The 24347-nt window shown below is 62.4% G+C and carries 24 protein-coding genes and 1 tRNA gene; 8 read left to right on the forward strand and 17 right to left on the reverse strand.

The genetic code is table 11. The features are described 5' to 3' along the window. Positions 1-515: 515 nt before the first annotated feature. On the reverse strand, positions 516-1436 hold the full coding sequence (gene rpoH / locus ACMFWR_RS03075; protein ID WP_413193573.1) for an RNA polymerase sigma factor RpoH: 921 nt from the start codon (positions 1434-1436) through the stop codon (positions 516-518). Positions 1437-1699: 263 nt separating this feature from the next. On the opposite strand from rpoH, the gene ACMFWR_RS03080 reads away from it, so the two are divergent. Further along, the gene (locus ACMFWR_RS03080) at positions 1700-2098 is read left to right on the forward strand and encodes a nuclear transport factor 2 family protein (RefSeq protein ID WP_413193574.1); all 399 of its coding nucleotides are present in this window, start codon (positions 1700-1702) and stop codon (positions 2096-2098) included. A 36-nt stretch (positions 2099-2134) separates the two neighbouring features. Here the strand turns inward: ACMFWR_RS03080 and leuA are convergent, their stop codons facing one another. The 4 genes from leuA to ACMFWR_RS03100 form a co-directional block, all read right to left on the reverse strand. Beyond that, positions 2135-3817, reverse strand: coding sequence for a 2-isopropylmalate synthase (gene leuA / locus ACMFWR_RS03085; RefSeq protein ID WP_413194757.1), 1683 nt, complete (start codon positions 3815-3817; stop codon positions 2135-2137). A 493-nt stretch (positions 3818-4310) separates the two neighbouring features. Next, positions 4311-5267, reverse strand: a complete 957-nt coding sequence (gene ybiB / locus ACMFWR_RS03090; RefSeq protein WP_413193575.1) for a DNA-binding protein YbiB — start codon at positions 5265-5267, stop codon at positions 4311-4313. Positions 5268-5332: 65 nt separating this feature from the next. Next, on the reverse strand, positions 5333-6463 hold the full coding sequence (locus ACMFWR_RS03095; protein WP_413193576.1) for a CmpA/NrtA family ABC transporter substrate-binding protein: 1131 nt from the start codon (positions 6461-6463) through the stop codon (positions 5333-5335). Between the two features lie 81 nt (positions 6464-6544). After that, positions 6545-7201, reverse strand: a complete 657-nt coding sequence (locus tag ACMFWR_RS03100; protein ID WP_413193577.1) for an ANTAR domain-containing response regulator — start codon at positions 7199-7201, stop codon at positions 6545-6547. 195 nt (positions 7202-7396) lie between these two features. Here ACMFWR_RS03100 and ACMFWR_RS03105 point away from each other — a divergent pair, with 195 nt between their 5' ends. After that, positions 7397-8095: a fumarylacetoacetate hydrolase family protein gene (locus ACMFWR_RS03105; RefSeq protein ID WP_413193578.1), complete on the forward strand. Its 699-nt coding sequence runs from the start codon at positions 7397-7399 to the stop codon at positions 8093-8095. A gap of 17 nt (positions 8096-8112) precedes the next feature. Continuing rightward, positions 8113-8769, forward strand: a complete 657-nt coding sequence (gene maiA, locus ACMFWR_RS03110) for a maleylacetoacetate isomerase (RefSeq protein WP_413194758.1) — start codon at positions 8113-8115, stop codon at positions 8767-8769. Between the two features lie 55 nt (positions 8770-8824). Here the strand turns inward: maiA and ftsY are convergent, their stop codons facing one another. Further along, on the reverse strand, positions 8825-10204 hold the full coding sequence (ftsY, locus tag ACMFWR_RS03115; RefSeq protein WP_413193579.1) for a signal recognition particle-docking protein FtsY: 1380 nt from the start codon (positions 10202-10204) through the stop codon (positions 8825-8827). A 155-nt stretch (positions 10205-10359) separates the two neighbouring features. On the opposite strand from ftsY, the gene rsmD reads away from it, so the two are divergent. The 3 genes from rsmD to ACMFWR_RS03130 are packed head-to-tail and all read left to right on the forward strand — an operon-like array spanning position 10360 to position 11801. Continuing rightward, on the forward strand, positions 10360-10977 hold the full coding sequence (rsmD, locus tag ACMFWR_RS03120) for a 16S rRNA (guanine(966)-N(2))-methyltransferase RsmD (protein ID WP_413193580.1): 618 nt from the start codon (positions 10360-10362) through the stop codon (positions 10975-10977). 53 nt (positions 10978-11030) lie between these two features. Continuing rightward, positions 11031-11522, forward strand: coding sequence for a pantetheine-phosphate adenylyltransferase (gene coaD / locus ACMFWR_RS03125; RefSeq protein ID WP_413194759.1), 492 nt, complete (start codon positions 11031-11033; stop codon positions 11520-11522). 18 nt (positions 11523-11540) lie between these two features. Further along, a complete protein-coding gene (locus ACMFWR_RS03130) occupies positions 11541-11801 on the forward strand; it encodes a YfhL family 4Fe-4S dicluster ferredoxin (RefSeq protein WP_121083035.1) in 261 nt (86 codons plus the stop codon). 35 nt (positions 11802-11836) lie between these two features. On the opposite strand, the gene hisC is transcribed toward ACMFWR_RS03130, so the two are convergent. The 8 genes from hisC to ACMFWR_RS03170 all read right to left on the reverse strand — a co-directional run bounded on the left by hisC (position 11837) and on the right by ACMFWR_RS03170 (position 19314). Then, a complete protein-coding gene (hisC, locus tag ACMFWR_RS03135) occupies positions 11837-12913 on the reverse strand; it encodes a histidinol-phosphate transaminase (RefSeq protein ID WP_413193581.1) in 1077 nt (358 codons plus the stop codon). A gap of 101 nt (positions 12914-13014) precedes the next feature. Next, entirely contained in the window at positions 13015-13605 is a 591-nt protein-coding gene (pth, locus tag ACMFWR_RS03140; protein WP_413193582.1) for an aminoacyl-tRNA hydrolase, read from the reverse strand. A gap of 287 nt (positions 13606-13892) precedes the next feature. Continuing rightward, a complete protein-coding gene (locus tag ACMFWR_RS03145) occupies positions 13893-14513 on the reverse strand; it encodes a 50S ribosomal protein L25/general stress protein Ctc (RefSeq protein WP_413193583.1) in 621 nt (206 codons plus the stop codon). 174 nt (positions 14514-14687) lie between these two features. Then, complete coding sequence (locus tag ACMFWR_RS03150) at positions 14688-15647, reverse strand: ribose-phosphate pyrophosphokinase (protein ID WP_413194760.1); 960 nt, start codon at positions 15645-15647, stop codon at positions 14688-14690. 69 nt (positions 15648-15716) lie between these two features. After that, positions 15717-15793 (reverse strand) — tRNA-Gln (locus ACMFWR_RS03155). 49 nt (positions 15794-15842) lie between these two features. Further along, the gene (ispE, locus tag ACMFWR_RS03160) at positions 15843-16715 is read right to left on the reverse strand and encodes a 4-(cytidine 5'-diphospho)-2-C-methyl-D-erythritol kinase (protein WP_413193584.1); all 873 of its coding nucleotides are present in this window, start codon (positions 16713-16715) and stop codon (positions 15843-15845) included. A 171-nt stretch (positions 16716-16886) separates the two neighbouring features. After that, positions 16887-17477 (reverse strand): lipoprotein insertase outer membrane protein LolB, encoded by a 591-nt coding sequence (gene lolB, locus ACMFWR_RS03165; protein ID WP_413193585.1) that lies wholly within the window; start codon positions 17475-17477, stop codon positions 16887-16889. 10 nt (positions 17478-17487) lie between these two features. Beyond that, on the reverse strand, positions 17488-19314 hold the full coding sequence (locus tag ACMFWR_RS03170) for a tetratricopeptide repeat protein (RefSeq protein WP_413193586.1): 1827 nt from the start codon (positions 19312-19314) through the stop codon (positions 17488-17490). A gap of 94 nt (positions 19315-19408) precedes the next feature. Here ACMFWR_RS03170 and mutM point away from each other — a divergent pair, with 94 nt between their 5' ends. Together mutM and mutY are read left to right on the forward strand one after the other, a co-directional pair. Continuing rightward, the gene (gene mutM / locus ACMFWR_RS03175) at positions 19409-20239 is read left to right on the forward strand and encodes a bifunctional DNA-formamidopyrimidine glycosylase/DNA-(apurinic or apyrimidinic site) lyase (protein WP_413193587.1); all 831 of its coding nucleotides are present in this window, start codon (positions 19409-19411) and stop codon (positions 20237-20239) included. 149 nt (positions 20240-20388) lie between these two features. Next, the gene (gene mutY, locus ACMFWR_RS03180) at positions 20389-21495 is read left to right on the forward strand and encodes an A/G-specific adenine glycosylase (RefSeq protein ID WP_413194761.1); all 1107 of its coding nucleotides are present in this window, start codon (positions 20389-20391) and stop codon (positions 21493-21495) included. Between the two features lie 128 nt (positions 21496-21623). Here mutY and ACMFWR_RS03185 read toward each other — a convergent pair whose 3' ends face one another. The 3 genes from ACMFWR_RS03185 to hprK all read right to left on the reverse strand — a co-directional run bounded on the left by ACMFWR_RS03185 (position 21624) and on the right by hprK (position 24290). Next, the gene (locus ACMFWR_RS03185) at positions 21624-22250 is read right to left on the reverse strand and encodes an LON peptidase substrate-binding domain-containing protein (protein WP_413193588.1); all 627 of its coding nucleotides are present in this window, start codon (positions 22248-22250) and stop codon (positions 21624-21626) included. 27 nt (positions 22251-22277) lie between these two features. Further along, the gene (gene rapZ / locus ACMFWR_RS03190; protein WP_413193589.1) at positions 22278-23153 is read right to left on the reverse strand and encodes an RNase adapter RapZ; all 876 of its coding nucleotides are present in this window, start codon (positions 23151-23153) and stop codon (positions 22278-22280) included. Between the two features lie 168 nt (positions 23154-23321). Beyond that, the gene (gene hprK, locus ACMFWR_RS03195) at positions 23322-24290 is read right to left on the reverse strand and encodes an HPr(Ser) kinase/phosphatase (RefSeq protein ID WP_413193590.1); all 969 of its coding nucleotides are present in this window, start codon (positions 24288-24290) and stop codon (positions 23322-23324) included. Positions 24291-24347: the final 57 nt, after the last annotated feature.

Here is a 24347-nt window from a genome sequence, read left to right on the forward strand (position 1 = left end):
GCCGCTCGACGGAGATCGAATCTGCGTGGATAAGAAGGTTCGCGGAGTCGGTGAGCGATCTAGCCGACACCGATTGTAGGAATCCACTTAAAAGGTGCCCATGCGCCAAATTGTCGCAGTGCGGTGTCGCAGGCGCGAAAGCCCATACAGTCGGGCATTCCCGGTGCTGCGGCGCGACAATATGTCGCAGGCGCGGACGCAACTCGCGCCGAGAATCAGGTTTAATTCACCTACTGTCAGTAGGTGATTAGAACGGGAAACTCGGATGAGGCGACCTGAAGCCGGGAGGCGGAGTCCGGCGGCCGGGAAGGGCGCTGGGGAGGGGCAGCGAAGCCGCGGAGGGGAATCGAGCGATACAGGTCGCATCCTGCCCTTGCGCGAACGAGGCCCGCGTCAAGTCGACGCCATAGAGCGAAGCGCCGTGTCGGGAAATAAAAAAGCCAGCAGCGCCCGAAGGCAGTGCTGGCTTTTGTCGCGGGCCGGCGCGTGCGCGCCGTTAGCGTTGTGCTGACGACTTAAGCGGCTTCCGCAAGCGCCGCGCGCATCTTCTTCATGGCGCTGGCTTCGATCTGGCGGATCCGTTCGGCCGAGACGCTGAACTCAGCGGCGAGATCGTGCAGCGTCGCGCCACCGGTACCGTCGTCGGCCACGTTCAGCCAGCGCGCTTCGATAATGCGGCGGCTACGTGCGTCGAGCGACTCCAGTGCCGATGCCAGGCCGTCCGATTGCAGGTGGTCGTACTGACGTGCGGCGAGCACGGCGGTCGGTTCCTGCGTCGTATCGGACAGATACGCGATCGGTGCATAGCTTTCTTCACCGTCCTCGACCTGACCTTCGAGCGCGATATCGCCGCCCGACAGACGCGTTTCCATCTCGATCACGTCTTCACGCTTGACGCTCAGCTCTTTCGCGAGACCTTCGATCTCGTCCGGCGTCATCGCCTGCGTGCCTTGCTTATGGCTGCGCAGGTTGAAGAACAGCTTGCGCTGCGCCTTCGTCGTTGCGACCTTGACCGTGCGCCAGTTGCGCAGCACGTATTCGTGAATCTCGGCCTTGATCCAGTGCATCGCGTACGACACGAGGCGTACGTTCTGTGCGGGATCGAAGCGTTTGACGGCCTTCATCAGACCGATATTGCCTTCCTGAATCAGGTCGGCGTGCGGCAGTCCGTAGCCCAGGTAGTTACGCGCGATCGACACCACCAGTCGCAAGTGCGACAGGACAAGGCGTCGCGCCGCGTCCAGGTCGCCGTCTTCACGGTAATCGGTCGCCAGCTGCTTTTCCTCGCCCGGCGTCAACAACGGAATCTTGTTGACGGCCTGGATGTAAGCGTCGATGTTGCCAAGCTGACCCGGCAACATCGCGTTCCCTGCGAGCGCAAGGGCGCCAGCCGGCGCGACGGAACGGGTTGTGTTCGGAAAAGTGGCAGTGCTCACTCGGCAAGCTCCTCAATAGTCGGGGTCCATCTTAGCACTCTCCAATTTCGAGTGCTAAGCCATTAGAGCAACGATGTTACTCAGAGTTCCCCCGTTGCTATTGAAATATAGATGATGATAGTCATCTGTCAAGGTCGATTTTGGATTGCCGAGTGTTTGCGCCGAAGCGTCAGATTTTCGACAGCCATAGGAAGCCTTGCGAACGTGGTGTAAATTGCAGCAAATCGATGGTCCGATGCTTTCCAGGCGAAGAGGTTCCGACGATGGCGGCAAAGTTCAGCGACACGGTTGTGAATACGGTCAGAGAGCTCGAGCGCGAGCGCTTTCGCGCCATGGTCGAGGCGGACGGTGACCAGCTCGACGCGTTGCTGTCGGACGCCGTCAGCTATATTCATACGAATGGGAAGCGCGAGTCGAAGGCGCAATTTCTGGCGGCGATCACCAACGGCAAGCGCCGATACCGCCAGATCGAGGCCGAATCGCAGGATATCCTGCTTGCGAGCGATTCGATGTGCATCGTGACCGGCAAGGCCCTCGTCGAACTTGAGGCCAATAACGGCGCGATCCTGTTCCATATCGCCTACACGGCCGTCCAGGTGCTCGAAACCGACGGCTGGCGGCTCGCCGCATGGCAGGCGACCCGCTGCGCCACGGAGAGCTGACCGGCCCGCAAAGCTGTCAGCCCGTCCGGCCGCCGCTCACGCCGCTACGAGCGCGGGTTCTGCGGACATCGCCGCACGCGCGCCGCGATTGACGGCGCACACGACGGCGTCGACGACCGCCATCTCCCTCGAATCGCGAATGGCCGCACCGTAGCGATGCACACCTGACTCGTCACGGCCCTGGTCGCCATGTTTCGTGCCGCGCGTGCCGCCGATCCGGACGCCGACGAACACTGCCGTCTTGCCGTCGGCCGTGCGCTGCTCCTCGATATCGACGACGCTGACCGCCTGCCCGATCGCCTTTGCGATCACGGCTGCGATGCCCGTCACGTCCGTTGCACCCGTCGTCGGCGTATCGACGCCGAGGAAGCGCACGGTGTTCGGCGCGACGCGTTCGACGGGGCCTTTAGCGTCAAAGTACGTCTGCCGGAACAAGTCGCAGATGCCTTGCGGGGTGACCTCGATGCCGGTCTCGTCGGCGCGTTCCTGAACGATTCGGCTGAACTCGATCTGCATGCGGCGCGGCGGCGTCGCGCCGATGCCGCGTTCGAGCAAATAGGTCGTACCGCCCTTGCCGGACTGGCTATTGACCCGGATCACGGCGTCATAGCTGCGGCCTACATCCGCCGGATCAATCGGCAAATAAGGCACTTCCCAGATTTCGTCGGCCTTCTGGGCCGCGAATCCCTTGCGAATCGCATCCTGGTGCGAGCCCGAAAAGGCGGTATAGACGAGGTCGCCGGCATACGGATGGCGCGGATGCACAGGCAATTTGTTGCAGCGTTCGACGGTGCGGCGCACGGCGTCGATATCCGAGAAGTCGAGGCCCGGCGAAATGCCCTGCGTGTAGAGGTTCATCGCAAGCGTGACGATATCGACGTTGCCGGTGCGCTCACCGTTGCCGAAAAGACAGCCTTCGATCCGGTCGGCGCCGGCGAGGATCGCCATTTCGGCAGCCGCGACGGCCGTGCCGCGATCATTGTGCGGGTGCACCGACAACACGATGCTGTCGCGGAACGCGATATTCCGGTCCATCCACTCGACCTGGTCGGCGAACACGTTGGGCATCGCCGCTTCGACCGTCGCGGGAAGGTTGACGATCATCTTGTGCGTCGGCGTCGGGCGCCAGATCCCGGACACCGCGTCAACGACTTCGCGCGCGAAGCTCAACTCGGTCATGCTGAACGTTTCGGGCGAGTACTGGTACGTCCATTCCGTGTCGGGCCGCTCGGCGGCGCAACGCTTGATCGTGCGCGTGCCCTCGACGGCCAACGCCTTGACCTCGTCCTTGCTCATGCTGAACACGATCTTGCGGAACGACGGTGCGATCGCGTTGTAGAGATGCACGATGGCGCGCGGCACGCCTTCGAGCGATTCGAATGTGCGTTCGATCAGGTCGGTGCGCGACTGCGTGAGCACTTCGATCGTCACGTCGTCGGGAATGCGCTTTTCGACGATCAGGCGGCGGATGAAATCGAATTCTGTCTGCGACGCGGAGGGGAAGCCGACTTCGATCTGCTTGAAGCCGATTTTGACGAGCATCTCGAAGAATTCGATCTTCGTTTCGATGCTCATCGGGTCGATCAACGACTGGTTGCCGTCGCGCAGATCGGTGCTCATCCAGATCGGCGCCTGGGTGATCGTGCGGGATGGCCATCGGCGGCTATGGAGCGCGACGGCGGGGAACGGACGGTACTTGGTGGACGGGTTGGTGATCATGTTCGCCTCGAATTCGATATGGGGTTCAGAGAGGTGGCTCAAGGCGAACGGAATTGCCACAGGGCGCGCGTTCCGTCAGCCGATCGGTAGCGGTAGCGATAGGGTCGAATCGAGGTTCACGGTGCGGAACATGGCTTTTTCCAGGTCTGGCCGCCGGTGGGCGGGCCAAAGGTTATGAAATGGTGCGAACGGCGGGCGGATGGCCTCGTGCCTTCAAAACCACTTCAACTGAAAACTTGGGGGTGTTGCTGGAACTGCGGATGCGCTGACGCGCAGGGGCCTTACGCTAGCGCCGGTAGTAGGCGTAGCGATAGCCGCTGCGATAGCAGGCGGGTAACGCGGAGGGTGGACTGTGCAGTAGATTGCATGAGGCCGACTATAGAGGGCGGCCTCGGAACCTGTCAACCCGGAATTTCGGGGCCGTGTTGTGCAACGACCGCGCGGCATGCATGCCCGAGCCGGGCGCCCGCTACGGACGCCGCTATCGACGCCGCTACGGACGGGCGGCCAGACGCTTGATCAGATCGACCTGCCGCTCGATTTCGGGCGGAGCGGGTTGCCGGCCCTCGAGCACGGCCTCGATCCAGCGCGCAGTCGAAGCGGCATCGCGCTCCGGCAATGCGGTCGGCGGTGCGTCGTCCGACCGGCGCTCCGGCTCGACGATCGTTTCCATCACACCGTCGTGCAGCCAGTCGATCTGCACCTGACGGCGGGTATCAGCCACGGCTTCACCTTCAGTGCCGCGCGCCAGCAGCGCGCCGCCGACGCCGATCTCGGGATGCTCGCGAAACAGCGACGACAGGCTTTCGCGGTACGGAGGGTGGGTGTAATTGACCAGTCGCAGTGCCGGATTGGAGGCGGCAAACGGCTGCAGCAATTTCACCAGCGTATGGGTCGAATTGCGTACGCCCAGCACGCGCCGCATCGACAGCAGGCGCGCCAGTTTCGGCGACAGCGTCGCGATCGGCGCGAACGCGACGCGCTTCACATCGAGCGCGCCTTCAATATCCGGGGTCTCCGACGCGGCGGGAATCCCGAGTTCGGCAAAGATTTCCGCGCTCGTCACGCGCCCGGGATCCTCGGTCACGCCGTGCACGAGGACCGGCACACCTTCCTTGGCGAGCAGCATCGCCAGCAGCGGCGTGAGGTTCGCTTGCTTGCGTGCGCCGTTGTACGTCGGGATCGAGACGGCGCGATACGCGCCCTCCGGCGTGCGCAGCAGATCGATCGACGCATGAGCGGCGGCGAGCATGCCCGACAGTTCAACCGGCGTTTCGCCTTTGAGGCGGTAAGCCAGCAATACCGCGCCGAGTTCGACATCGCTGACGCGCCCGTCGAGCATCGCTGCATAGAGGTCGTGTGCGTCGTCGCGTGAAAGCGGGCGCGCGCCATTCGGGCCTCGGCCGATTTCCTTGATAAAGCGGGCGCAGGAGAACGTCGACTCAGTCATTGCGTTTTGAAGTGTGGGGTTGAGCGCGCACGGCTTAAGCACTCATTATCGCGCGACCTTTCGCCTCACGCTCGAATCGCGAATCCGTCGGCGTACGCGCGTGGATCAGATGCATCCCAGACCGAGCCGTCCACCAGCGTGGACCGCCGCATCGGCTGCTCCGGAATCGGGACACCGGCTGCAGCGGCGGCATCGCGATACAGGTCGATCCGATTCACACGCGTGGCGACACCAAGGTAATCGGGGTGCGCGTCGATCATGCCCCAGCGCTTTTGCTGCGTCATGAACCACATCGCATCGGACAAATAAGGGAAATTGACGGCGCCGTCGGCGTGGAACCGGAGGCGGTGCGAATCTTCCCATGTGCGGCCGGTCCCGCTCGCGTACCGTCCTTGCATGCGCGGGGCGATCGTCAACGGATTCACGTCGATAAAGTCGCGTGAGCAGATGATGCCGGCCGCACAGGCGCGGTTCTCGTTCGAGGCATCGATAAATCGCGCGGCCTCGAGCAGGGTGGCGATCAGTGCGCGCGCGGTGTGCGGATGCCGTTCGGCGAAGTCGGCCGTGCACGCGAGCACCTTTTCCGGATGATCGGGCCAGACGTCCTGCGACGCTGCCACGGTGAACCCTGCGCCGCGCGCGATGGCGTACGCGTGCCACGGTTCGCCCGCACAGAAGCCGTCCATGCGGTGCTCGCCCATGCCGGCGACCATTTGCTGCGGCGGCACGGTGACGGTGCGCACGTCGCGCAGCGGATCGATGCCGTGCGCGGCGAGCCAGTAGTTGAGCCAGAGCGCGTGCGTGCCTGTCGGGAACGTCTGCGCGAACACGGCGCGCCGGCCGGACGAACGCAGATAGGCCGCGAGCGAAGTCCCGTCGGTCACGCCTTCGCCGGCGAGCTGCGACGACAGCGTGATGGCCTGGCCGTTCTGATTCAGCGTCATGAGGACCGCCATATCCGTCTGACGGCTGCCGATGCCGAGTTCGACGCCATACACCATGCCGTAGAGCGCATGTCCCGCATCGAGATCACCGCTGACGAGCTTGTCGCGGACCGCCGCCCAGGACGCCTCGCGCTGCGCAACGATGTGGATGCCGTGCTTCGCGTCGAGCCCGAGTGCGATCGCCACCGCAATGGGGGCGCAGTCGGTCAGCGGAAGAAACCCCACCCGGACTTCGGTTTTCTCGATCGTCATGCTGATCTCACACTCACAAGCGGCATAGTGAAAGGGCGGTGCGTCATGTTGAGTTGATGCACAGTCGACTTTAGTCGACGTTCAGTCGTCGAGCGCGGCAGAGATATCGATGATGCGTTGCGCGGCGTCGGCGAGCCGGAGTTTCTTGTCCATGGCGAGACGCCGCAAGCGGTGATAGGCCTCGTCTTCCGTGATGCCGAACTGCTTGATGAGCAGGCCTTTGGCGCGTTCGATGACTTTGCGCTCGACCAGCTGGTTGCGCGCTGAAGCGAGCTCGCCCCGCAATTGCTGCTCGAAACCGAATCGTGCGAGTGCGACGTCGAGCACGGGTTTGACGCGCTCCGCGGTCAGTCCGTCGACGATATAAGCCGTGATCCCTGCTGCGAACGCAGTGCGCATGCGCTCTGAATCGTTGTTGTCGGTGAACAGGACGATCGGGCGCGGCGCATTGCGCGTCGAGAAGCACACGTGTTCAAGCACATCGCGCGCGGCGGCTTCCGATTCGATGATCAGCATATCGGGCTGCGAGGCCTCGATGCGTTCCGGCAGATCGACGTCGGCGTCGGCGACGCTGACGAGCTCATAGCCGGCCTCGGCCAGTCCGGAACGGATGGCTTCGACGTCCTCATCGTGCGAATTGAACGGATCCCGCACGAGAAGAATACGCAGCGGCGTGCCCGCGGGCGATTCCGGCGGCTGCACAGGCGGCGGTGGGGGCGGAGGCTTGGACGAACGCATGATGCTCAGAGTACAGGCCGTGCGGCACGTGCTACGTCACATATCGCAGCACATCGCGCAGCGCGTGACATCGCACGACATCGACGGTATCGAAAGTCGCGACGGTCACAACGGCGTGCCGGCGGCGCGGACTGTAACATGTCAATATCAGGATCAATAGTCCGGTTGCGCTTCGGACACATTCTTGGAGGTTGCATGACTTACGTTTTTACGCCGGCGCCCGTTGCGTCGGTGCCGGTGGCTGGATCGGACGCGCAATTCCCGGTCCGTCGAATCTATTGCGTCGGTCGTAACTACGAAGCGCATGCGCGCGAGATGGGGCACGATCCGAACCGTGAGCCGCCGTTCTTCTTCGCCAAACCGGCCGACGCCGTTGTCGTCGTTCCGGAAGACACGACTGGCGAGTTCCGCTATCCGTCGCAGACGGACGATGTGCATCACGAGATCGAACTGGTCGTCGCACTCAAGAGCGGCGGGACCGATATCGACGAGGCCCATGCGCTCGAACACGTGTTCGGCTATGCGGTCGGCCTCGACATGACGCGCCGTGACTTGCAGGCGGAAGCCAAGAAAGCGGGCCGTCCGTGGGACACGGCAAAAGGTTTCGACGGGAGTGCGCCGATCGGACCGCTGCACCGGGTCGAGGACATCGGTCAGCCTGTCCAGGGCGCCATCTGGCTCGATGTGGATGGCAAGCAGGCGCAACGCGGCGATCTGCGCGAGCTGATCTGGTCGGTGGCCGAGACGATTGCCTATCTGTCACGGTTCTTCGAGCTGAAGGCGGGCGATCTGATATTCAGCGGCACACCGTCGGGCGTGGGTCCGGTCAAGCGTGGCCAATTGCTTGAAGGCGGTGTCGAAGGCGTCGGACAACTCCGGCTTCAGGTGGTGTGAGCCGGGGCGATGCCATGATCAAGCTCTATAGCTATTTCCGGAGTTCGGCCGCATACCGCGTGCGGATCGCGTTGAACTGGAAGGGTCTTAGTTACGATTACCTGCCCATTCATTTGCTGCGCAACGGTGGCGAGCAACTGTCTGCTGAGTATCGTGCCGTGAACCCGGCTGGCCTCGTCCCCGCATTCGTCGATGGTGACGAGATGCACGGCGAACCGTTTCAGCAATCACTCGCGATCATCGAATATCTCGAGGAAACGCACCCGGCTCCGCCGTTGCTGCCGGCCGATCCCGTCGACCGGGCGTACGTGCGCGGGGTCGCGTTGCAAATCGCCTGCGATATTCATCCGGTGAACAATCTTCGGATTCTCAAGTACCTGAAGCACACGCTGAATGCGGACGATTCGCAGCGTGAGGCGTGGTATCAGCACTGGATTCAGGATGGCTTCGCGACGCTCGAGCAGCGTTTTGCGAACGATTCGCGCACGGGCGACTTCGTATTCGGCGACACGCCGACGATGGCGGACATGTGCCTGGTGCCGCAGGTGTTCAATGCACGCCGGATGAAGACGGACCTGACGCCGTATCCGACGCTGGTTCGCGTCGCCGACAACGCTGCGGCACTCGATGCATTCCGTCGCGCGGCGCCGGATTGTCAGCCGGATTCGGAGTAGGTCGCGATCTTTTTACCCGCGCCGCAAGAAGAGCGGCGCGGTTTTTCGCTTTGACTTAGCCGAGCAGGGCGTCGGCGAATTCTTCCGCCGAGAACGGCTGCAGATCTTCGACCTTTTCGCCGATGCCGATAAAGTAGACCGGGATCGGGCGTTGACGCGCGATGGCGGCGAGAATGCCGCCCTTCGCGGTGCCGTCGAGCTTCGTGACGATCAGGCCGGTCAGGCCGAGTGCATCGTCGAACGCCTTGACCTGCGTCAGGCCGTTCTGACCCGTGTTCGCATCGAGCACCAGCAGCACTTCGTGCGGCGCGCCGGACATCGCCTTGCCGATCACGCGCTTGACCTTCCTGAGCTCTTCCATCAGGTGCAGCTGCGTGGGCAGGCGACCCGCCGTATCGGCCATGACGACGTCGATCTTGCGCGCACGCGCTGCGCCGACGGCGTCGAAGATGACGGCAGCCGGATCGCCGCTTTCCTGCGCAACGACGGTCACGTTATTGCGTTCACCCCAGATCGTGAGCTGCTCGCGTGCGGCTGCACGGAAGGTGTCGCCGGCCGCCAGCAGGACTGTCTGGTCGAAGCTTTGCAGATGCTTGGCCAGCTTGCCGATACTCGTGGTTTTGCCTGCGCCGTTGACGCCCGCGATCATCATGACGAGCGGTTCGGCACGGCCGAGCATCATCGATTTTTCGAGCGGACGCAGCAGGTCGATCAGCAGTGAGCGCAAGGCCGTCTTGACCTGCGCACCGTCGGTGAGCCGTTCGGCGCGGACCTTCTCGTGCAACGCGTCGAGCAGATATTGCGTGGCGTCGATGCCGGCGTCGGCCATCAGCAGCGCGGCTTCGAGTTCTTCATAGAGCGCTTCGTCGATCTTGACGCCGATAAACAGCGCGCTGATGTTCGAACTCGTCTTCGACAGGCCGGTCCGCAGGCGTTGCATCCACGAGGACTTCTTCTCAGGCGCCACGGGCGGCGGCGGAATCACGACCGTTTCTTCGTAGTCGTCTTCGGGCTCGGGCCGGGACGATGCGACGCGGGCCGCTGCTGCCTGCGCACGCGCCGCGGCGCTCTCCTGGGCAGGCGCTGATGGTGCCGGCGAGCCGAATGCGGCAGGACGCGCGGGCTGCGAAGGAGTAGCCGCCTGCACGGGCTGCGAAGGAGCTGCAGGTTGGGCGGCCGGTGCGGATTGCGGTGAAACAGGGCGCGGCGCCTCGGTGCCGTAGTCCGGGGTGCGTGCGGTAGCAGGCGGCTGCGGAACGGCGGGTTCGGCCGCGGGCGTTGCTGGCGGAGCGGCCACCGGCGCCGGTGCCGGCGCGGGTTGCGCTGTAGCAGGCCGTTCGTCGTCGCGCAGGTCCTGCGGCGATTCGTTTTCGGGGGTGGCCGTGTCGCTCGACGTCTTCGAGCCGGATTTGAAACGTTTGAAAAAACTGAACATGGCGGAGGATCGAAACCCGTCGGGACGTCGGGTCGTTGGAAGCCGAATCTTAACAGAGCGGGCCTGCCGCTATCCGCCCGCACATCCTGATCCCGCCGTGCAAGGTGCATCGGGTTCGCCATCGGGCATAATTCGGCCACTTCACGGAATTCACCATGCCGCGCCCGAACAAGCCAGACGCCCCGCCATCCCGTCCGCCCGTGCGGCTTCGCCATGCTCCCCAGCAGGTCCGGATCATTGGCGGGCAGTGGAAGCGGACACCGCTTCCCGTCGCCGCGATCGACGGGCTGCGCCCGACGCCGGACCGCGTGCGTGAAACGGTGTTCAACTGGCTGGGGCAGACGCTCGACGGCCTGTCGTGCATCGATTTGTTCGCCGGCACCGGCGCTTTGGGGTTCGAGGCCGCGTCGCGCGGCGCGGCGCGCGTGGTGCTCGTCGAGCAGAATTCGCGAGCGGCGGCGCAACTGCGCGCGATCAAACAGAAACTATCCGCCGAATCGGTGGATATTGCGGAAGCGGACGCGGTCCGCTTCGTGCGCAGTCGGGTCACGGACAGCGTCGATGTCGTGTTTCTGGATCCGCCGTTCGATTCGCCGCTGCTCGCCGCCGTGTTTGCTGACGCATTGCGACTGGTCTCACCGGGCGGCGCGGTCTACGTCGAATCGAAGGAGCCTGTCGAGTCGCTCGGCGAGCTGCCGGAAGGCTGGAGCGTCGACCGGCGAGGTAAGGCGGGGCTCGTGCATTATCATTTGCTGCGTCGCGAGATTAAATGAATAATGCGCCCGTTGCGGCCAGTGGCCCGGCCGGGTGCTCTAAGGAGATGGCTATGGTGGTTGCGGTGTATCCGGGCACGTTCGACCCGCTCACGCGTGGACACGAGGATCTCGTGCGCCGTGCGTCGAGCATTTTCGACAAGCTAGTTGTCGGTGTCGCGGACAGCCGGGCCAAGCGTCCGTTCTTCACCCTCGAGGAGCGACTTGACATCGCCCGCGAGGTGCTCGGCCACTATCCGAATGTCGAGGTCGAAAGCTTTACGGGGCTTTTGAAAGATTTCGTTCGAAAAAACGATGCGCGCGTGATCGTGCGCGGCCTGCGCGCCGTTTCCGACTTCGAGTACGAATTCCAGATGGCCGGAATGAACCGTTACCTGCTGCCGGACGTCGAAACGATGTTCATGACCCCGTCCGACCAGTACCAGTTCATTTCCGGTACCATCGTCCGTGAGATCGCCCAACTGGGCGGTGATGTCAGTAAATTCGTGTTCCCCTCCGTCGAGGAACGCCTGATCGAGAAGGTGGCGATACTCAAGCGCGCCTAGCGCTGAGCGCCTGAAATTATGGCTTTGTTGATTACCGACGAGTGCATCAACTGTGACGTCTGCGAGCCTGAGTGCCCGAATGACGCCATTGCGATGGGCGTCGACTACTACGTGATCGATCCGCACAAATGTACCGAGTGCGTCGGTCACTTTGACGAGCCGCAGTGCCGCCAGGTCTGCCCCGTCGAATGCATTCCGCTGAACCCCGAGTGGGTCGAGTCCAAAGAGCAGCTGATGGCGAAGTATCTGCGGCTGACTGCGGAAAAAGCCGGGAAGTGAGAAGGGCGGCACCGATGCCGCCCGGTCTCTTCTGACTAGCTCGCGACTTTGATCAGCGTTTTGAGTGCTTCGACAAGCGCTGCGCATTCCGCATCGGTGCCCACGGAAATCCGCAGGAACTGATCGATACGCGGCAAGCGGAAGTGCCGGACGAAGATCTCGCGTTCGCGCAGTGCCGCGGCCAGTGCTCCTGCATCTTCTTCCGCGTGGGTCGCAAAGACGAAATTCGCCGCGGAAGGCAGCACACTGAATCCGAGTGCCTGCAGATCCGCAGTCAGCGCATCACGCGTCGCCATGACGGCATGACGCGTCTTGTCGAACCATTCGACATCGTCGAGCGCGGCCACTGCGCCGACTTGTGCAAGCCGGTCGATCGGATAGGAATTGAAGCTGTCCTTGACCCGCGTGAGCGCTTCGATCAGGTCGGGGTGGCCGATCGCAAATCCAACGCGCAATCCAGCCAGCGAGCGCGATTTCGACAGGGTCTGCACGACGAGCAATTGCGGATAGCGATCCACCAGCGCGACAGCCGACTCCGCACCGAAATCCACATACGCTTCATCGATCACAACGACGGAATCGGGATTCGCGTCGAGCAGGCGTTCAATCTCCGACAGCGGTAAAGCACGCCCGGTAGGGGCATTCGGATTCGCGATCAGCACGCCGCCATTCGGACGGCGATACGCATCGACATCGATCGAGAAATCCGCTTCGAGCGCAAGGGTCGAGTACTGCACTTCGAACAAGCGCGCGTAGGTCGGATAGAAACTGTACGTGACGTCCGGAAACAGAATGGGGTCCGCATGGCGGAGCAAGCCCTGGAACACATGGGCGAGCACTTCGTCGGAACCGTTGCCGACAAACACCTGCTCGAGACGCACGCCCATGCGACGCGCGATGGCCTCGCGCAAGGCGCGCGAAGTCGGATCGGGGTAGCGGCGCAACGAGTCGGCGTGATCACCGAGTTCAGCATTGAGCGCGGCGAGCACGCGCGGCGAGGGGCCGTACGGATTCTCGTTGGTGTTCAGCTTGACCGGATGGCTGACCGCGGGTTGCTCACCCGGAGTGTACGGGGCCAGGCGGTGAACGATGTCGCTCCAGAATCGGCTCATAAGCTTGCTTCGGATAACTCATTGAGTGGCTGCGAACGCGGTGCGTTTCAGAGCCTGACGTGCGATTCGCGTCGCACTCGCACTGCATGATGGGAAGTCGTCTATGGCTGACGATGCAACTGCATCATCGCACGCTCGACCTCGCCCTTGATCACCATCGGCATCACGGCGCTTGCGCGCTCGAGCGACGCATCGATCGATTCCTGCTCTTCCTTGCGCGGGGGCTTCAAGACGAAGTTGACCACATCGGCGCGACCGCCACCCGGAATCAGATCCCGAGGGTGTCCGATCCCCACACGCAGCCGATAGTATTGCGGCGTCGTGAGGTGCGCGCTGATGTCCTTGAGGCCATTGTGACCGCCGCTGCCGCCACCGAGCTTGAGCTTGGTCGTACCGGGCGGAAGGTCCATCTCGTCGTGCACGACCACGATTTCATCGGGCAGGATTTTGTGAAAACGCGCAAGCGATACGACCGACAAGCCCGAGCGATTCATAAATGTCTGTGGCTGCAGCAGGAACACTTCTTCACCATGCAGTCGCGCCTTGGCTGCGAACCCATGGAAGCGCGATTCATTGCGCAACGTGGCGCCCGCTTCGCGCGCGAGCATATCCACGAACCAGAAGCCCGCGTTGTGGCGAGTCGCCGCGTATTCCGCGCCCGGGTTACCGAGACCGACGATCAGCTTGATCATGACAGGCGAAACCGATTGAGAATCAGAAAGGAAGATCGAACGTAAAACGGCGAATTCGAGACAGGCAAAAAAAATCCGCCGGGGCGACGTGCCGCGGCGGATAGTTCGACCGTCGCGAGACGGTTCGAGAGGATAGCATTGTGCGTATCGGGGAAGCGTACCTGATCGGGCGATGCTTCCCGGACAGCGGCCGGGAGCGTTGACCCCGGAAACACAGCCCGAAAAAACAGGCTGACGGAGTCGCGGCTCGCGGGTCAGGGCGCCCGAAAGCGCCCTGCGATTCCGGCTTAGGCTGCCGGCGTTTCGCCGCCTTCTGCAGCTGCTGCGCCTTCTTCCGACACCACGGCTGCCGGCACGGTGACCGACAGAATCACGGGGTTTTCTTGCTCGACGTGCGGAGCCAGTTCCACGCCCTTCGGCAGGTTCAGGTCCTTGACGTGCAGCGACTTGCCGATTTCAACGTTCGTCAGGTCGATCTCGATGAACTCGGGCAGTGCGTTCGGCAGGCAAACGACTTCCACTTCGTTCATCACGTGCGTGAGCACAGCACCGCCTTGCTTCACTGCCTTGGCCGTTTCCTGGTTCAGGTAGTGCAGGGGCACCTTCGTGTGAAGCTTCTTCGACGGGTCGACACGTTGGAAGTCCACGTGAAGAATGATCTGCTTCCACGGGTGGTACTGAACATCGCGCAGCAGCACTTGCTGTGTCTTGCCTGCGACTTCGAGCTCGAGGATCGACGAGTGGAAAGCTTCCTTCTTCAGTGCGTGGAAGAGCGCGTTGTGATCGAGTTCGATCAGTTGCGGCTCGGCCGTTGCACCGTAGACGATGGCCGGGGTCTTGCCGGCGTTACGCAGGCGGCGGCTCGCACCCGTTCCCTGCAGGCTGCGCTCGAAAGCGACGACTTTCATGGTGTTCTCCAAAAACTGTCCGCGACCAGACAGTGGATTAGGACTCGACGAGTCCGGTTACAAAACAACGAAAGCGACGCCGTATGCGTCGCTTCGATTCCCGGTACGGACGCGTACCGGCAAATTCCGCGAACTGCCTGAACTTCAGCAGTCCGATTCAAACTCAAACTTCGTTCAGACCGCGTGCTCGGCAAACAACGACATGACCGATTCGCCGCTGCGAATCCGCTTGAACGTTTCGGCGAGCAGCGGTGCGCTCGACAACGTGCGGATCTTCGCGCAGTTAAGTGATTCATCGCTGAGCGGAATCGTGTCGGTCACGACCAGCTCGTCGAGCACCGACGCCGTCAGGCGCGCTGCCGCACCACCCGACAGAACGGGGTGCGTCGCATACGCGAACACGCTCAATGCACCGCGGTCTTTCAGCACCTGTGCGGCCTTGCACAGCGTACCGGCGGTGTCGACCATATCGTCCATGATCACGCATTGACGACCGGCGACATCACCGATGATGTTCATGACTTCCGCGACATTCGCCTTCGGGCGGCGCTTGTCGATAATCGCGAGGTCCGTGTTCAGCTGCTTTGCAAGCGCTCGGGCACGCACCACGCCACCGATGTCCGGCGAAACCACGAGCAGGTTGTCGTGGTTCTGCTTGCGCAAGTCCTGCAGCAGGATCGGCGTTGCGTAGATATTGTCGACAGGAATGTCGAAGAAACCTTGAATCTGGTCCGCATGCAGATCCATCGTGATCACGCGATCGACGCCGGCGATCTGCAGCATGTTCGCGACGACCTTCGCGGAGATGGCCACGCGAGCGGAACGCGGACGGCGATCCTGGCGTGCATAACCGAAGTACGGAATCGCTGCGGTGATACGACCTGCCGATGCACGCTTGAGTGCGTCGACCATGATCATCAGTTCCATCAGCGTGTCGTTCGTCGGCGCGCAAGTGGACTGAAGGACGAAGACGTCCTTGCCGCGAACATTTTCCTGGATTTCGACCTGGATCTCGCCGTCAGAGAAACGGCTGACCATCGCTTTGCCAAGCGAGATGCCGAGAGTTTGGGTCACTTCCTGAGCAAGGCCAGGGTTGGCATTGCCAGTGAAAACCATCAGGCCGTCGCTGCTCATCATGTACCTGCAAATGACGCCCTACGCGATGGAGCGACCGGACGCGGACTTTGGCAAAAGCGAGATATTTGGCAGGGGAGGAAGGACTCGAACCCTCGAATGCCGGAATCAAAATCCGGTGCCTTAACCAACTTGGCGACTCCCCTACACTAACCGATAGCTCGTCGGACTGTAGGCGTCCGGCGAAGCAAAAACTTATGACGCGAAGCTATACAGCGGGTGACGCTGCAGGCTTGCCGTTACAACACTCTTCCAATCCGACGGCACTTTAGCTTGCGCTTCGAGTGCTGCTGCCTGACTGGGGAACGCTGCAAACACACACGCCCCGGAACCCGTCATGCGCGAGGCCGCGATTATATCCAACCAATCGAGCACTTTCGCAACTTCCGCGTACTTTTTTGCAGCCACTGTTTGCATGTCGTTTCGGCCGTAAGTATCTGGCCAACCCGCCTTGCTGCCGTGCTCTGCAAGAAAGTCCGTCATTGTGACGACTTCAGTGTCGCGTGTCAATTCCGGATCTGAAAATATTTCGACAGTCGGAACCTGCGCGTTCGGCACAATCACCAGAAAGTGCCGAGCCGGCAATTCTACTGCTTCCAGCTCTTCTCCGACACCCCCAGCAAATGCATTTCTTCCAAAGATGAAGAACGGCACATCGGCGCCAAGCTTGAGGGCAATTTTTTGCAGATCCTCGCGCGACACGCGCGTGTCCCACAGATGATTGAGCGCGAGCAGCGTCGTCGCCGCATCGGAGCTTCCGCCGCCAATGCCGCCGCCCATCGGCAGACGTTTGTCGATTTCGATATCGGCGCCGAAATGCGTGCCGGTATGCGCCTGTAGCATGCGTGCCGCGCGCACGGTCAGGTCGGTATCTTCAGGGACGTTCGGAATATCGTTGACGCGATGGATCGCCCCATCGTCGCGACGATTGAAGTGCAGGACGTCGCCCCAGTCGATCAACTGAAACACCGTCTGCAACTGATGATAGCCATCGGGACGTCGTCCCGTGATGTGCAGGAACAGATTCAGTTTCGCCGGAGCAGGGCAATCGCGCAGGGTAGTGGTCATACGGTAGGACGGCAAAGCAAGACAAAAAAAGATTCGCGTGAAGCCGGCAGTTCACCGATGCGAGCCGCAGGGTGCAAAGGATGCAAAGGGCGCAGTGCGAGCGGCGTCGCGCAGCATGACCGACTCGAACTACGAAGGCCTTGAGCGGGCAACGCCGGACTCACCGCACGCCTATCGGTCTATCACGATCCGGATCGCGAGAGGTGGTTCTTCGCGCGTGAGGTTCATCCGCTTGACGTTGTTGTCGTCGGTGTACTCGTAGTAGTCCACCGTCCATCCGTCCTGCTTCAGTTCCTTGATACGGCGATTTTTCGGATCGATGTCCGTGGTCGCCTTCGAGGTCGGTGCCGGCATGGGCACAAGCCAGTAGCGCAGGTTCGACACCGGCAACGAGAAGCCGAGCGCGTCATGCATGAGGTCATCGACCCTCGCGGCCGTCTGGGGCGCACGGTTGGGCAACTCGAGCGTCGCGCTTGCCGGCGCCGATTCGATCACGGCGAGCGTCTGACCCAGCGGGCTCTTGAGCTCGACGCTGACCGTTTCACCATCCTGATGCCACGTGAAATTGCCGTACGCGTTCTTTTCCGTGCCGTTCTGGTCGTTGTACTTGATCGCGAATCGACCGGTGTAGTCGATCTGTGTGCGTGCGGTGACCTCGGCCTGGCCAGGTGTTTCCGGTTTGACCGGCGCCTGCGCGCACGCGCCGAGCAATAAGGCGAGGGCCGCCACGCTGGCGGCCGAACAGAACGAAAGAGCTCGCATCAGAAGAGGATCAGGGGTTGGTCACGTCGAAGTGCTTGAGCGTGTTGAGCACGGTCTCGTTGTCGGGCTCGAGCTTGAGGGCATCATGCCAGGCCTGCTTGGCTTCATCCTGATGTCCGGTGACCCAGAGCACTTCGCCGAGATGCGCGCCGATTTCCGCGTTGGGCTGAATCTGGTACGCACGGCGCAGCAACGTGATGGCCTGGTCCTTGTCGCCCTGGCGGTATTTGACCCAGCCGAGGCTGTCCATGATGAACGCATCACGTGGCGACAGCGCCGTCGCATGTTCGACGAGCTTTTGCGCTTCGGCGAGCCGCTCGTTGCGATCCGCAAGCGAATACCCAAGTGCGTTGAACGCATTCGGATTGTTCGGCTGCATCGACATGAGCTTGCGCAGATCGGTTTCCATCGGACCAAAATCACCGAGCTTTTCAGCCGCCATCGCGCGGTCGTAGAGCAGATCCGGATCGTCAGGGAATTGTGTGATCGCCTGATTCAGTCGCGCACGCGCATCGGAATAACGCCTGGCGTCGAACAGGATGCCCGCGTCGGCGCGCGCGATCGCTGCCTGATCACGCGGATCGGGCGATTGCAGCGCGGCGAGCGTGCGACGGCCGCCTTCGACATCACCATCCTGCGCTTGCACTTGCGCAAGTGTAATTCTCGCGCTGACATATTGCGGACTGCCTGCCGTGACCTTGCCGAGCCACTTGATGGCAGCCGGATAATTCTTGCGATTGACCTCGATCTCGGCCAGATAGATATAGGCCTGACCCGCATCGATGCGCAGGTTGTTCGATTGCTTTTCCGCGCCCGCCGCATATTGCTGCAGATACGAACTCGCTTCGTCGAACTGCTTTTGCTGCAAGTCGATCAGTGCCAGCGCGAGCAACGGTGCGAGATCCTTCGGATCGTTCTGACGCATTGCTTCGAACTGCTTGCGCGCGTTGTCGATCTGGTCGTCGGCGAGATACAGCTGGGCGAGCGTCGTGCGCAAGTCGCGCGTCGGGCTGGCCGCCACGGCCTTCTCCATCGCAACGATCGCTTCCTTGCGTTCGTCCGGACCCATCTGCGCGAGCAGCAGCGCAGCCGGTTCGAAATCGGGCTTGAGCTTGAGCGCCTGTTCGAGCGACGCACGCGCACCCGGCTGATCGCCGGCGATCAATTGCTGGCGCGCGATCACGAGCTGCGCGACCGGGCGTTGCATATCGTTCTTGAGCAGCGCTTGCAGCAGCTTGAGGCCGCCCGAGCGGTCGGGGCCGCGCGAGATCAGCGTCTGGAGCGAGACGATTGCGCTCACGCGTTGATCTTCAGGCACCCCGGCGAGCTGCTGGGCCAGCAGCGGCTGCGCTTCGTCGAGCTTGCCGTTGAGCACGAGCAACGATGCATCGAGCTGCGCTGCCGGATCCGAATCGGGTGCGTACTGATGCCACAAGCGTGCGGCGGTCAGCGCGTCGGACGGGCTTTGCGCGCGCAGTGCGATCTCGGCCGCGCGCTTGGCCATGCGCGGATCCTTGGTGTCGCGCGCGAGCGCGATATACGTCTGGTAGGCCGGAGCCGGTTCGCCGCGCTGAAGCGCGATTTCCGCTGCCAGCACCTGGAACATGATTTCGCCCGACAGCTCAACGTTGGGCAAGTCTTTCGAATCGTCAGCTGCCGCACTGTTGACCACCGTCGGGCCGCTGTCGTCGTCATCGTCGGCCGGCTGCGCATGCGCGCCGGAAACCATGAGAGTAAAGGCCGCCAGCGCCGCGACGCTCAGCCGCGTCAGTGCTCGCTTGGGGGTATGCTGAAGTTTCGACCGCTTCGAGAGAAGGTCCGCGAAAAGGAATTCCATAAATATCCGGGCCAGGTTTCCAATGATTGTAACGCGGGTAGATAAAATAACGCGCAACGTTCCCACCCCGTTCAGAACAGCAGACCCAATCAATATGCCAGAGTTGCCGGAAGTTGAAGTGACGCGCCGGGGCATATCACCGCACATTACAGAGCAGGTGATCGAGCGCGTGGATGTACGCACACCCATGCTGCGCTGGCCTATTCCGGCCGATTTGACAGCCCTTGTCGGCGGAAAACGCGTGGAGCGTGTCGAGCGCCGAGGCAAATATCTTTTAATCGAAGTCGATGCCGGCTGGCTGATTGTGCATCTGGGAATGACCGGCACATTGCGGGTTCTGCCGCGGGCAGCGCTCGAACGGCGGCCCGACAAACACGAGCATGTCGATATCGTCTTCGAGCAAACCGTGCTGAGGTTTCGCGATCCGCGCCGTTTTGGCGCGGTCTTGTGGCATTCGCGTGAGCACGGTGACATCACCGGTCATCCTCTGTTGCTGTCGCTCGGCGTCGAGCCGTTTTCGCCCGAGTTCACGGCGCAATTGCTTTTTGACCGTACGCGCGGGCGTTCGGTATCGATCAAGCAAGCTTTGCTTGCGGGCGATATCGTCGTTGGCGTCGGCAATATCTATGCATCGGAAAGCCTGTTTCGCGCGCGCATTCATCCCGCGCGCGCCGCGGGGCGCATTGCCAAACCCCGCTATGAGATTCTCGCTGACGCCATTCGCGATACCCTCGCCGAAGCGATTACAAAAGGCGGCAGCACCTTGCGCGACTTTGTCGGCAGCGACGGTGCGCAAGGCTATTTCCAGCTCGATAATTTCGTTTACGATCGCGCCGGCGAACCCTGCAAGGTCTGCGGCACGCCGATCCGGCAGATCGTGCAGGGACAACGTTCAACGTTTTATTGCCCGCAATGCCAGCATTGACGGTCATGCTCGCCGCGTCGCTCGTTTGAGCCGATGTTCGTCCCGACCCGACGTCTCACCCTAACTCAGCGCTTTCGACGATCTTGCCGACCACGCCCGCGAAGACACCCCGTACCAAAACGATCCGCACGGATACGAACCGCACTGCGATGGCCGATGTGCTCGGCCCGGCGGCCGGACGTGGCGAACTGATCGAACAGTTCGCGCCGACCCTGGTGGCCTGGCAGCGCAAGCATGGGCGGCATGATCTGCCGTGGCAGCAGAGCCGCGATGCTTATCGCGTGTGGCTCTCCGAGATCATGCTGCAGCAGACGCAGGTCTCGACCGTCATTCCGTACTACACGCGTTTTCTCGAGCGTTTTCCAACCGTTCACGCGCTTGCGGCGGCACCGTCGGACGAGGTGATGAGCCTGTGGGCCGGACTGGGCTACTACACGCGCGCGCGCAATCTGCATCGTTGCGCGCAAGTCGTCGTCAGCGAGCATGGCGGTGAATTTCCGCAGACTGTCGAAGCGCTCTCGGATCTGCCGGGCATCGGCCGATCGACGGCGGCGGCAATCGCCGCCTTTTCGTTCGGCGCGCGTGAGACGATTCTCGACGGCAACGTCAAACGCGTTCTTGCGCGTGTGTTCGGCATCGACGGCTTTCCCGGCGAAAAGCGCATTGAAAATGCGATGTGGGAGCTCGCCGAGTCACTGCTGCCGCCGCACGGCGATACGGGAATCGATGCCTACACGCAAGGGTTGATGGATCTCGGCGCGACACTTTGCACGCGCGGGCGGCCCGATTGCGCGCAATGTCCGTTCGCGTCGCATTGCGTGGCAAACGCGACAGGACGCCAGCGCGAACTCCCTGTCGCACGGCCGCGCAAGGAAGTGCCGACGCGCCATACCTTGATGCTCGTCATGCGGCGGGGGCCGTCGGTCTGGCTCGAGCGCCGTCCGCCGACGGGAATCTGGGGTGGTCTCTGGAGCTTGCCCGAGGGGCAGGACAGTGCAGCGCTCGCGTTCGAAGCCGAACGCCATGGCGTGCGCGATTCGGCCGTTGAATTCGAACCGCTCTCGCCGTTGTCACACACCTTCACGCATTTCAGGCTCGAGATCGAGCCGGTGCTGCTCGATGTGCCGTCGAGCATCAAGGTGCGTTCACGCGACGACTCGGAAGGCCGCTGGGTGGAACTCGCCGATCTCGAAGACTTTGGTCTGCCTGCGCCGGTCAAAAAGCTGCTTTCTGGCCTCACGGGCACCTTGCTCTGATTACACCGGGAGCGCCCCGCTTAATCGGGTGGGAGCGCGAAGCAGCCGTGCACGCGCAACGGCACCCTGTCGAGATCGTGCGGCGCTTGCGCTCCGGTCAGGTCCCGATCGGATGCGGCGTGCCCGCCTCAAAGCATCTGATGTTGCTGCATGAAGTGATGCACGATCTCGAGACGCGCTTCCGCGTCTTCGATCTCCATCAGCTTCTGCCGCGCGCGAAGCGGGATCGGCAGGATCTCAGCCAGGCGATTCGATAGCCAGATCGGGTCGTCGAAGCGGTACGGCTCGAGAAACGGCACGTTGGCCGGATCGCGTTCAGCCACGCCCTTGATGATCCGCTCGAGCACTTCGGCACAGGCCGCGTGGGCTGCGAGATAGCCGTTGCCGTCGGGTTGCGGATCTTCGCCGATCGGCTCGGCCATGCCGCGCAGCAATCCGCTCGGCTCGACACGCGTCGACAGTAGCCGAAAGCGGTGGCCGCCCTTGACCTTGATCTGCATAAGCCCGTATTCCTGCACATCGCAATCGAGCAGATGCGCGAGACAACCGACGGGCTCGGGAACGGTGGGTTCGTCGGGGCGGGCCACTTCGTTGCCGCTGCGGATCATGCACACGCCAAACGGCGCCTGATCACGCAGGCAGTCGCGCATCATATCGAGATAGCGCGCCTCGAAGATCTTCAACGGCAACAGGCCGTCAGGAAAAAGCACCGTATGCAACGGGAACAGCGGCAAGTCGGCAAGGATGGATGACATGGCGCTCCGCAACGTGATGCAAAGGGTTCAGGCAATTTTCCTCAGTTCGTCGGGCGGCGCGATTTCGCGATGCCTGACCAGGACTTGCGCTTCGCCTGCAAAGCGCCGACCCAGCGTCTCCGATATGTACACCGACCGGTGCTGGCCACCTGTGCAGCCGATACCCACGGTCAGATAGCTGCGGTTATCGTCACGAAAACGCGGCAGCCACTTGTGAAGATACGACGAAATATCGTCGATCATTTCGAGCACATCCGGCTCGGCCTCGAGGAAGTCGATCACGGGACGGTCCAGACCCGTCAACGGCCGCAGGCGATGGTCGTAATACGGGTTCGGCAGGGTCCGCACGTCGAAGACGAGGTCCGCATCGAGCGGGATCCCGCGTTTGAAACCGAACGATTCGAACATCAGCAGCAGTCCGGCATGCTCGTGTTCAACGAATTTCTTGACCCATGCACGCAGCGCATTCGCGCGCAGATTGCTGGTGTCGATCTGGTGTCCAAGCTCCGCAAGCCCCGCGACGAGTTCGCGCTCGCGCTCGATGGCGTCCGCAAGCGAATCGATGCCGACTTCGGGATTGCCGCCCGACAGCGGGTGGCGGCGCCGTGTCTCGGAAAAGCGCTGAATCAGCGCGGTCGTGCTCGCATTGAGAAACAGCACGCTGACCTGGTGGGCCGTGCGTAACTCGCGAATGATCGCTGGCAAACCGGCGATCGATGTACCCGAGCGGGCGTCGATCGCAACGGCGAGGCGCTCCTGACCTTCACGGGCGAGGTAGGTCGCCAGTTCAGGCAGGAAGCCGGCGGGCAGGTTGTCGACGCAGTAATACCCCGCGTCTTCGAGCGCGTTGAGCGCGACTGACTTGCCGGAGCCGGAGATGCCGGTGATAAGGACGATGCGCATGGATATGAAGAGTTTTGCCCATCATACCGTCAGAATGCGGTCGCGGACAGGGTCCGGATCGCGCGGCGAGCCGCCCCGAGCGGGGCTGGCGGCCGTAGCGGGCTGAAACAGAAGATAAACAGAAGATGCACCCGCGATGCCGATATCGCAAGCGGTCAGAAGTGCTGCCTAGATCAGCTTGCCCGGGAACTGACTGTCCGGATCCTGCATGGCGAGGCGCTGGCGATCCATGAAATCGCGCAGCGTATCGATACCGCGCAGCTGGAGGATCGTGTTGCGCACGGCGGCTTCGACGAGCACGGCGAGGTTGCGGCCGGCTGCAACCTGAATCGTGACCTTGCTGATCGGCAGGCCGAGCACGTCGATCGTCTGCGATTCCAGGGGGAGGCGCTGGAATTCGCCATCGGGGCGACGCACCAGCTGAACGATGAGCTTGAGCTTCATCTTTCTGCGGACCGCGGTTTCCCCGAAGATCGTCTTGATATCGAGCAGGCCAAGGCCGCGGACTTCAAGCAGGTTTTGCAGCAGCGGAGGGCAGCGCCCTTCGACGAAGTCGGGGCCGAGCCGGACGAAATCGACGGCATCGTCGGCCACGAGGCCGTGGCCACGCGAAATCAGTTCGAGACCGAGTTCGCTTTTACCGAGCCCGGAATCGCCTGTGAGCAGCACACCGACACCCAGAATATCGAGGAACACGCCATGCATCGTCGCGCGCGGCGCGAGGATGCGCGACATGTACAGACGCAGGCTGTCGATGACCGCTGCGGCCGACATCGGCGTCGTGAACAGCGGTGTCGACGAGCGTGTCGCGCGCAGCACGAGATCGGGCGGTGCTTCGATGCCGCCGGCCACGACGAGGAACGGCGGCTCGAGGGCGATCAGCTCGGCCATATTGCGGCGCCGGTCTTCGTCGGTCTGGCGCTGGTAGTACTGGATTTCGGCTTCGCCAAGCACCTGAATCCGGTTCGGGTGGATCAGGTTCAAGTGGCCGACGAGGTCGGCGCTCGACGTGGCCGTGGCGACGGTTTCCGGCAAAAAGCCGCGTTCCCAACCCTCATGACCCGTCAGCCAGCTGAGTTTCAACGACGCGGCGTTGTCGTCGAAGATGCTTTGGGCGTTGATGCTAGACGTGTCCATGAAATGATCGCGATCGTGGGGAGGGCCGGGTCATCAGCCGCGGTCGAAGTGTGACAT

Origin of the sequence: Pararobbsia alpina (assembly GCF_965118125.1) — a bacterium.
GTDB classification, from domain to species: domain Bacteria; phylum Pseudomonadota; class Gammaproteobacteria; order Burkholderiales; family Burkholderiaceae; genus Pararobbsia; species Pararobbsia alpina_A.

What these genes read in the sequence shown, in the direction of transcription:
- ACMFWR_RS03080 (WP_413193574.1), top strand. Translation starts at nt 1,700, where the DNA reads ATGGCGGCAAAGTTCAGCGACACGGTTGTGAATACGGTCAGAGAGCTC.
- leuA (WP_413194757.1), bottom strand. Translation starts at nt 3,817, where the DNA reads ATGATCACCAACCCGTCCACCAAGTACCGTCCGTTCCCCGCCGTCGCG.
- ybiB (WP_413193575.1), bottom strand. Translation starts at nt 5,267, where the DNA reads ATGACTGAGTCGACGTTCTCCTGCGCCCGCTTTATCAAGGAAATCGGC.
- ACMFWR_RS03095 (WP_413193576.1), bottom strand. Translation starts at nt 6,463, where the DNA reads ATGACGATCGAGAAAACCGAAGTCCGGGTGGGGTTTCTTCCGCTGACC.
- ACMFWR_RS03100 (WP_413193577.1), bottom strand. Translation starts at nt 7,201, where the DNA reads ATGCGTTCGTCCAAGCCTCCGCCCCCACCGCCGCCTGTGCAGCCGCCG.
- ACMFWR_RS03105 (WP_413193578.1), top strand. Translation starts at nt 7,397, where the DNA reads ATGACTTACGTTTTTACGCCGGCGCCCGTTGCGTCGGTGCCGGTGGCT.
- ftsY (WP_413193579.1), bottom strand. Translation starts at nt 10,204, where the DNA reads ATGTTCAGTTTTTTCAAACGTTTCAAATCCGGCTCGAAGACGTCGAGC.
- rsmD (WP_413193580.1), top strand. Translation starts at nt 10,360, where the DNA reads ATGCCGCGCCCGAACAAGCCAGACGCCCCGCCATCCCGTCCGCCCGTG.
- coaD (WP_413194759.1), top strand. Translation starts at nt 11,031, where the DNA reads ATGGTGGTTGCGGTGTATCCGGGCACGTTCGACCCGCTCACGCGTGGA.
- ACMFWR_RS03130 (WP_121083035.1), top strand. Translation starts at nt 11,541, where the DNA reads ATGGCTTTGTTGATTACCGACGAGTGCATCAACTGTGACGTCTGCGAG.
- hisC (WP_413193581.1), bottom strand. Translation starts at nt 12,913, where the DNA reads ATGAGCCGATTCTGGAGCGACATCGTTCACCGCCTGGCCCCGTACACT.
- pth (WP_413193582.1), bottom strand. Translation starts at nt 13,605, where the DNA reads ATGATCAAGCTGATCGTCGGTCTCGGTAACCCGGGCGCGGAATACGCG.
- ACMFWR_RS03145 (WP_413193583.1), bottom strand. Translation starts at nt 14,513, where the DNA reads ATGAAAGTCGTCGCTTTCGAGCGCAGCCTGCAGGGAACGGGTGCGAGC.
- ACMFWR_RS03150 (WP_413194760.1), bottom strand. Translation starts at nt 15,647, where the DNA reads ATGAGCAGCGACGGCCTGATGGTTTTCACTGGCAATGCCAACCCTGGC.
- ispE (WP_413193584.1), bottom strand. Translation starts at nt 16,715, where the DNA reads ATGACCACTACCCTGCGCGATTGCCCTGCTCCGGCGAAACTGAATCTG.
- lolB (WP_413193585.1), bottom strand. Translation starts at nt 17,477, where the DNA reads ATGCGAGCTCTTTCGTTCTGTTCGGCCGCCAGCGTGGCGGCCCTCGCC.
- ACMFWR_RS03170 (WP_413193586.1), bottom strand. Translation starts at nt 19,314, where the DNA reads ATGGAATTCCTTTTCGCGGACCTTCTCTCGAAGCGGTCGAAACTTCAG.
- mutM (WP_413193587.1), top strand. Translation starts at nt 19,409, where the DNA reads ATGCCAGAGTTGCCGGAAGTTGAAGTGACGCGCCGGGGCATATCACCG.
- mutY (WP_413194761.1), top strand. Translation starts at nt 20,389, where the DNA reads ATGGCCGATGTGCTCGGCCCGGCGGCCGGACGTGGCGAACTGATCGAA.
- ACMFWR_RS03185 (WP_413193588.1), bottom strand. Translation starts at nt 22,250, where the DNA reads ATGTCATCCATCCTTGCCGACTTGCCGCTGTTCCCGTTGCATACGGTG.
- rapZ (WP_413193589.1), bottom strand. Translation starts at nt 23,153, where the DNA reads ATGCGCATCGTCCTTATCACCGGCATCTCCGGCTCCGGCAAGTCAGTC.
- hprK (WP_413193590.1), bottom strand. Translation starts at nt 24,290, where the DNA reads ATGGACACGTCTAGCATCAACGCCCAAAGCATCTTCGACGACAACGCC.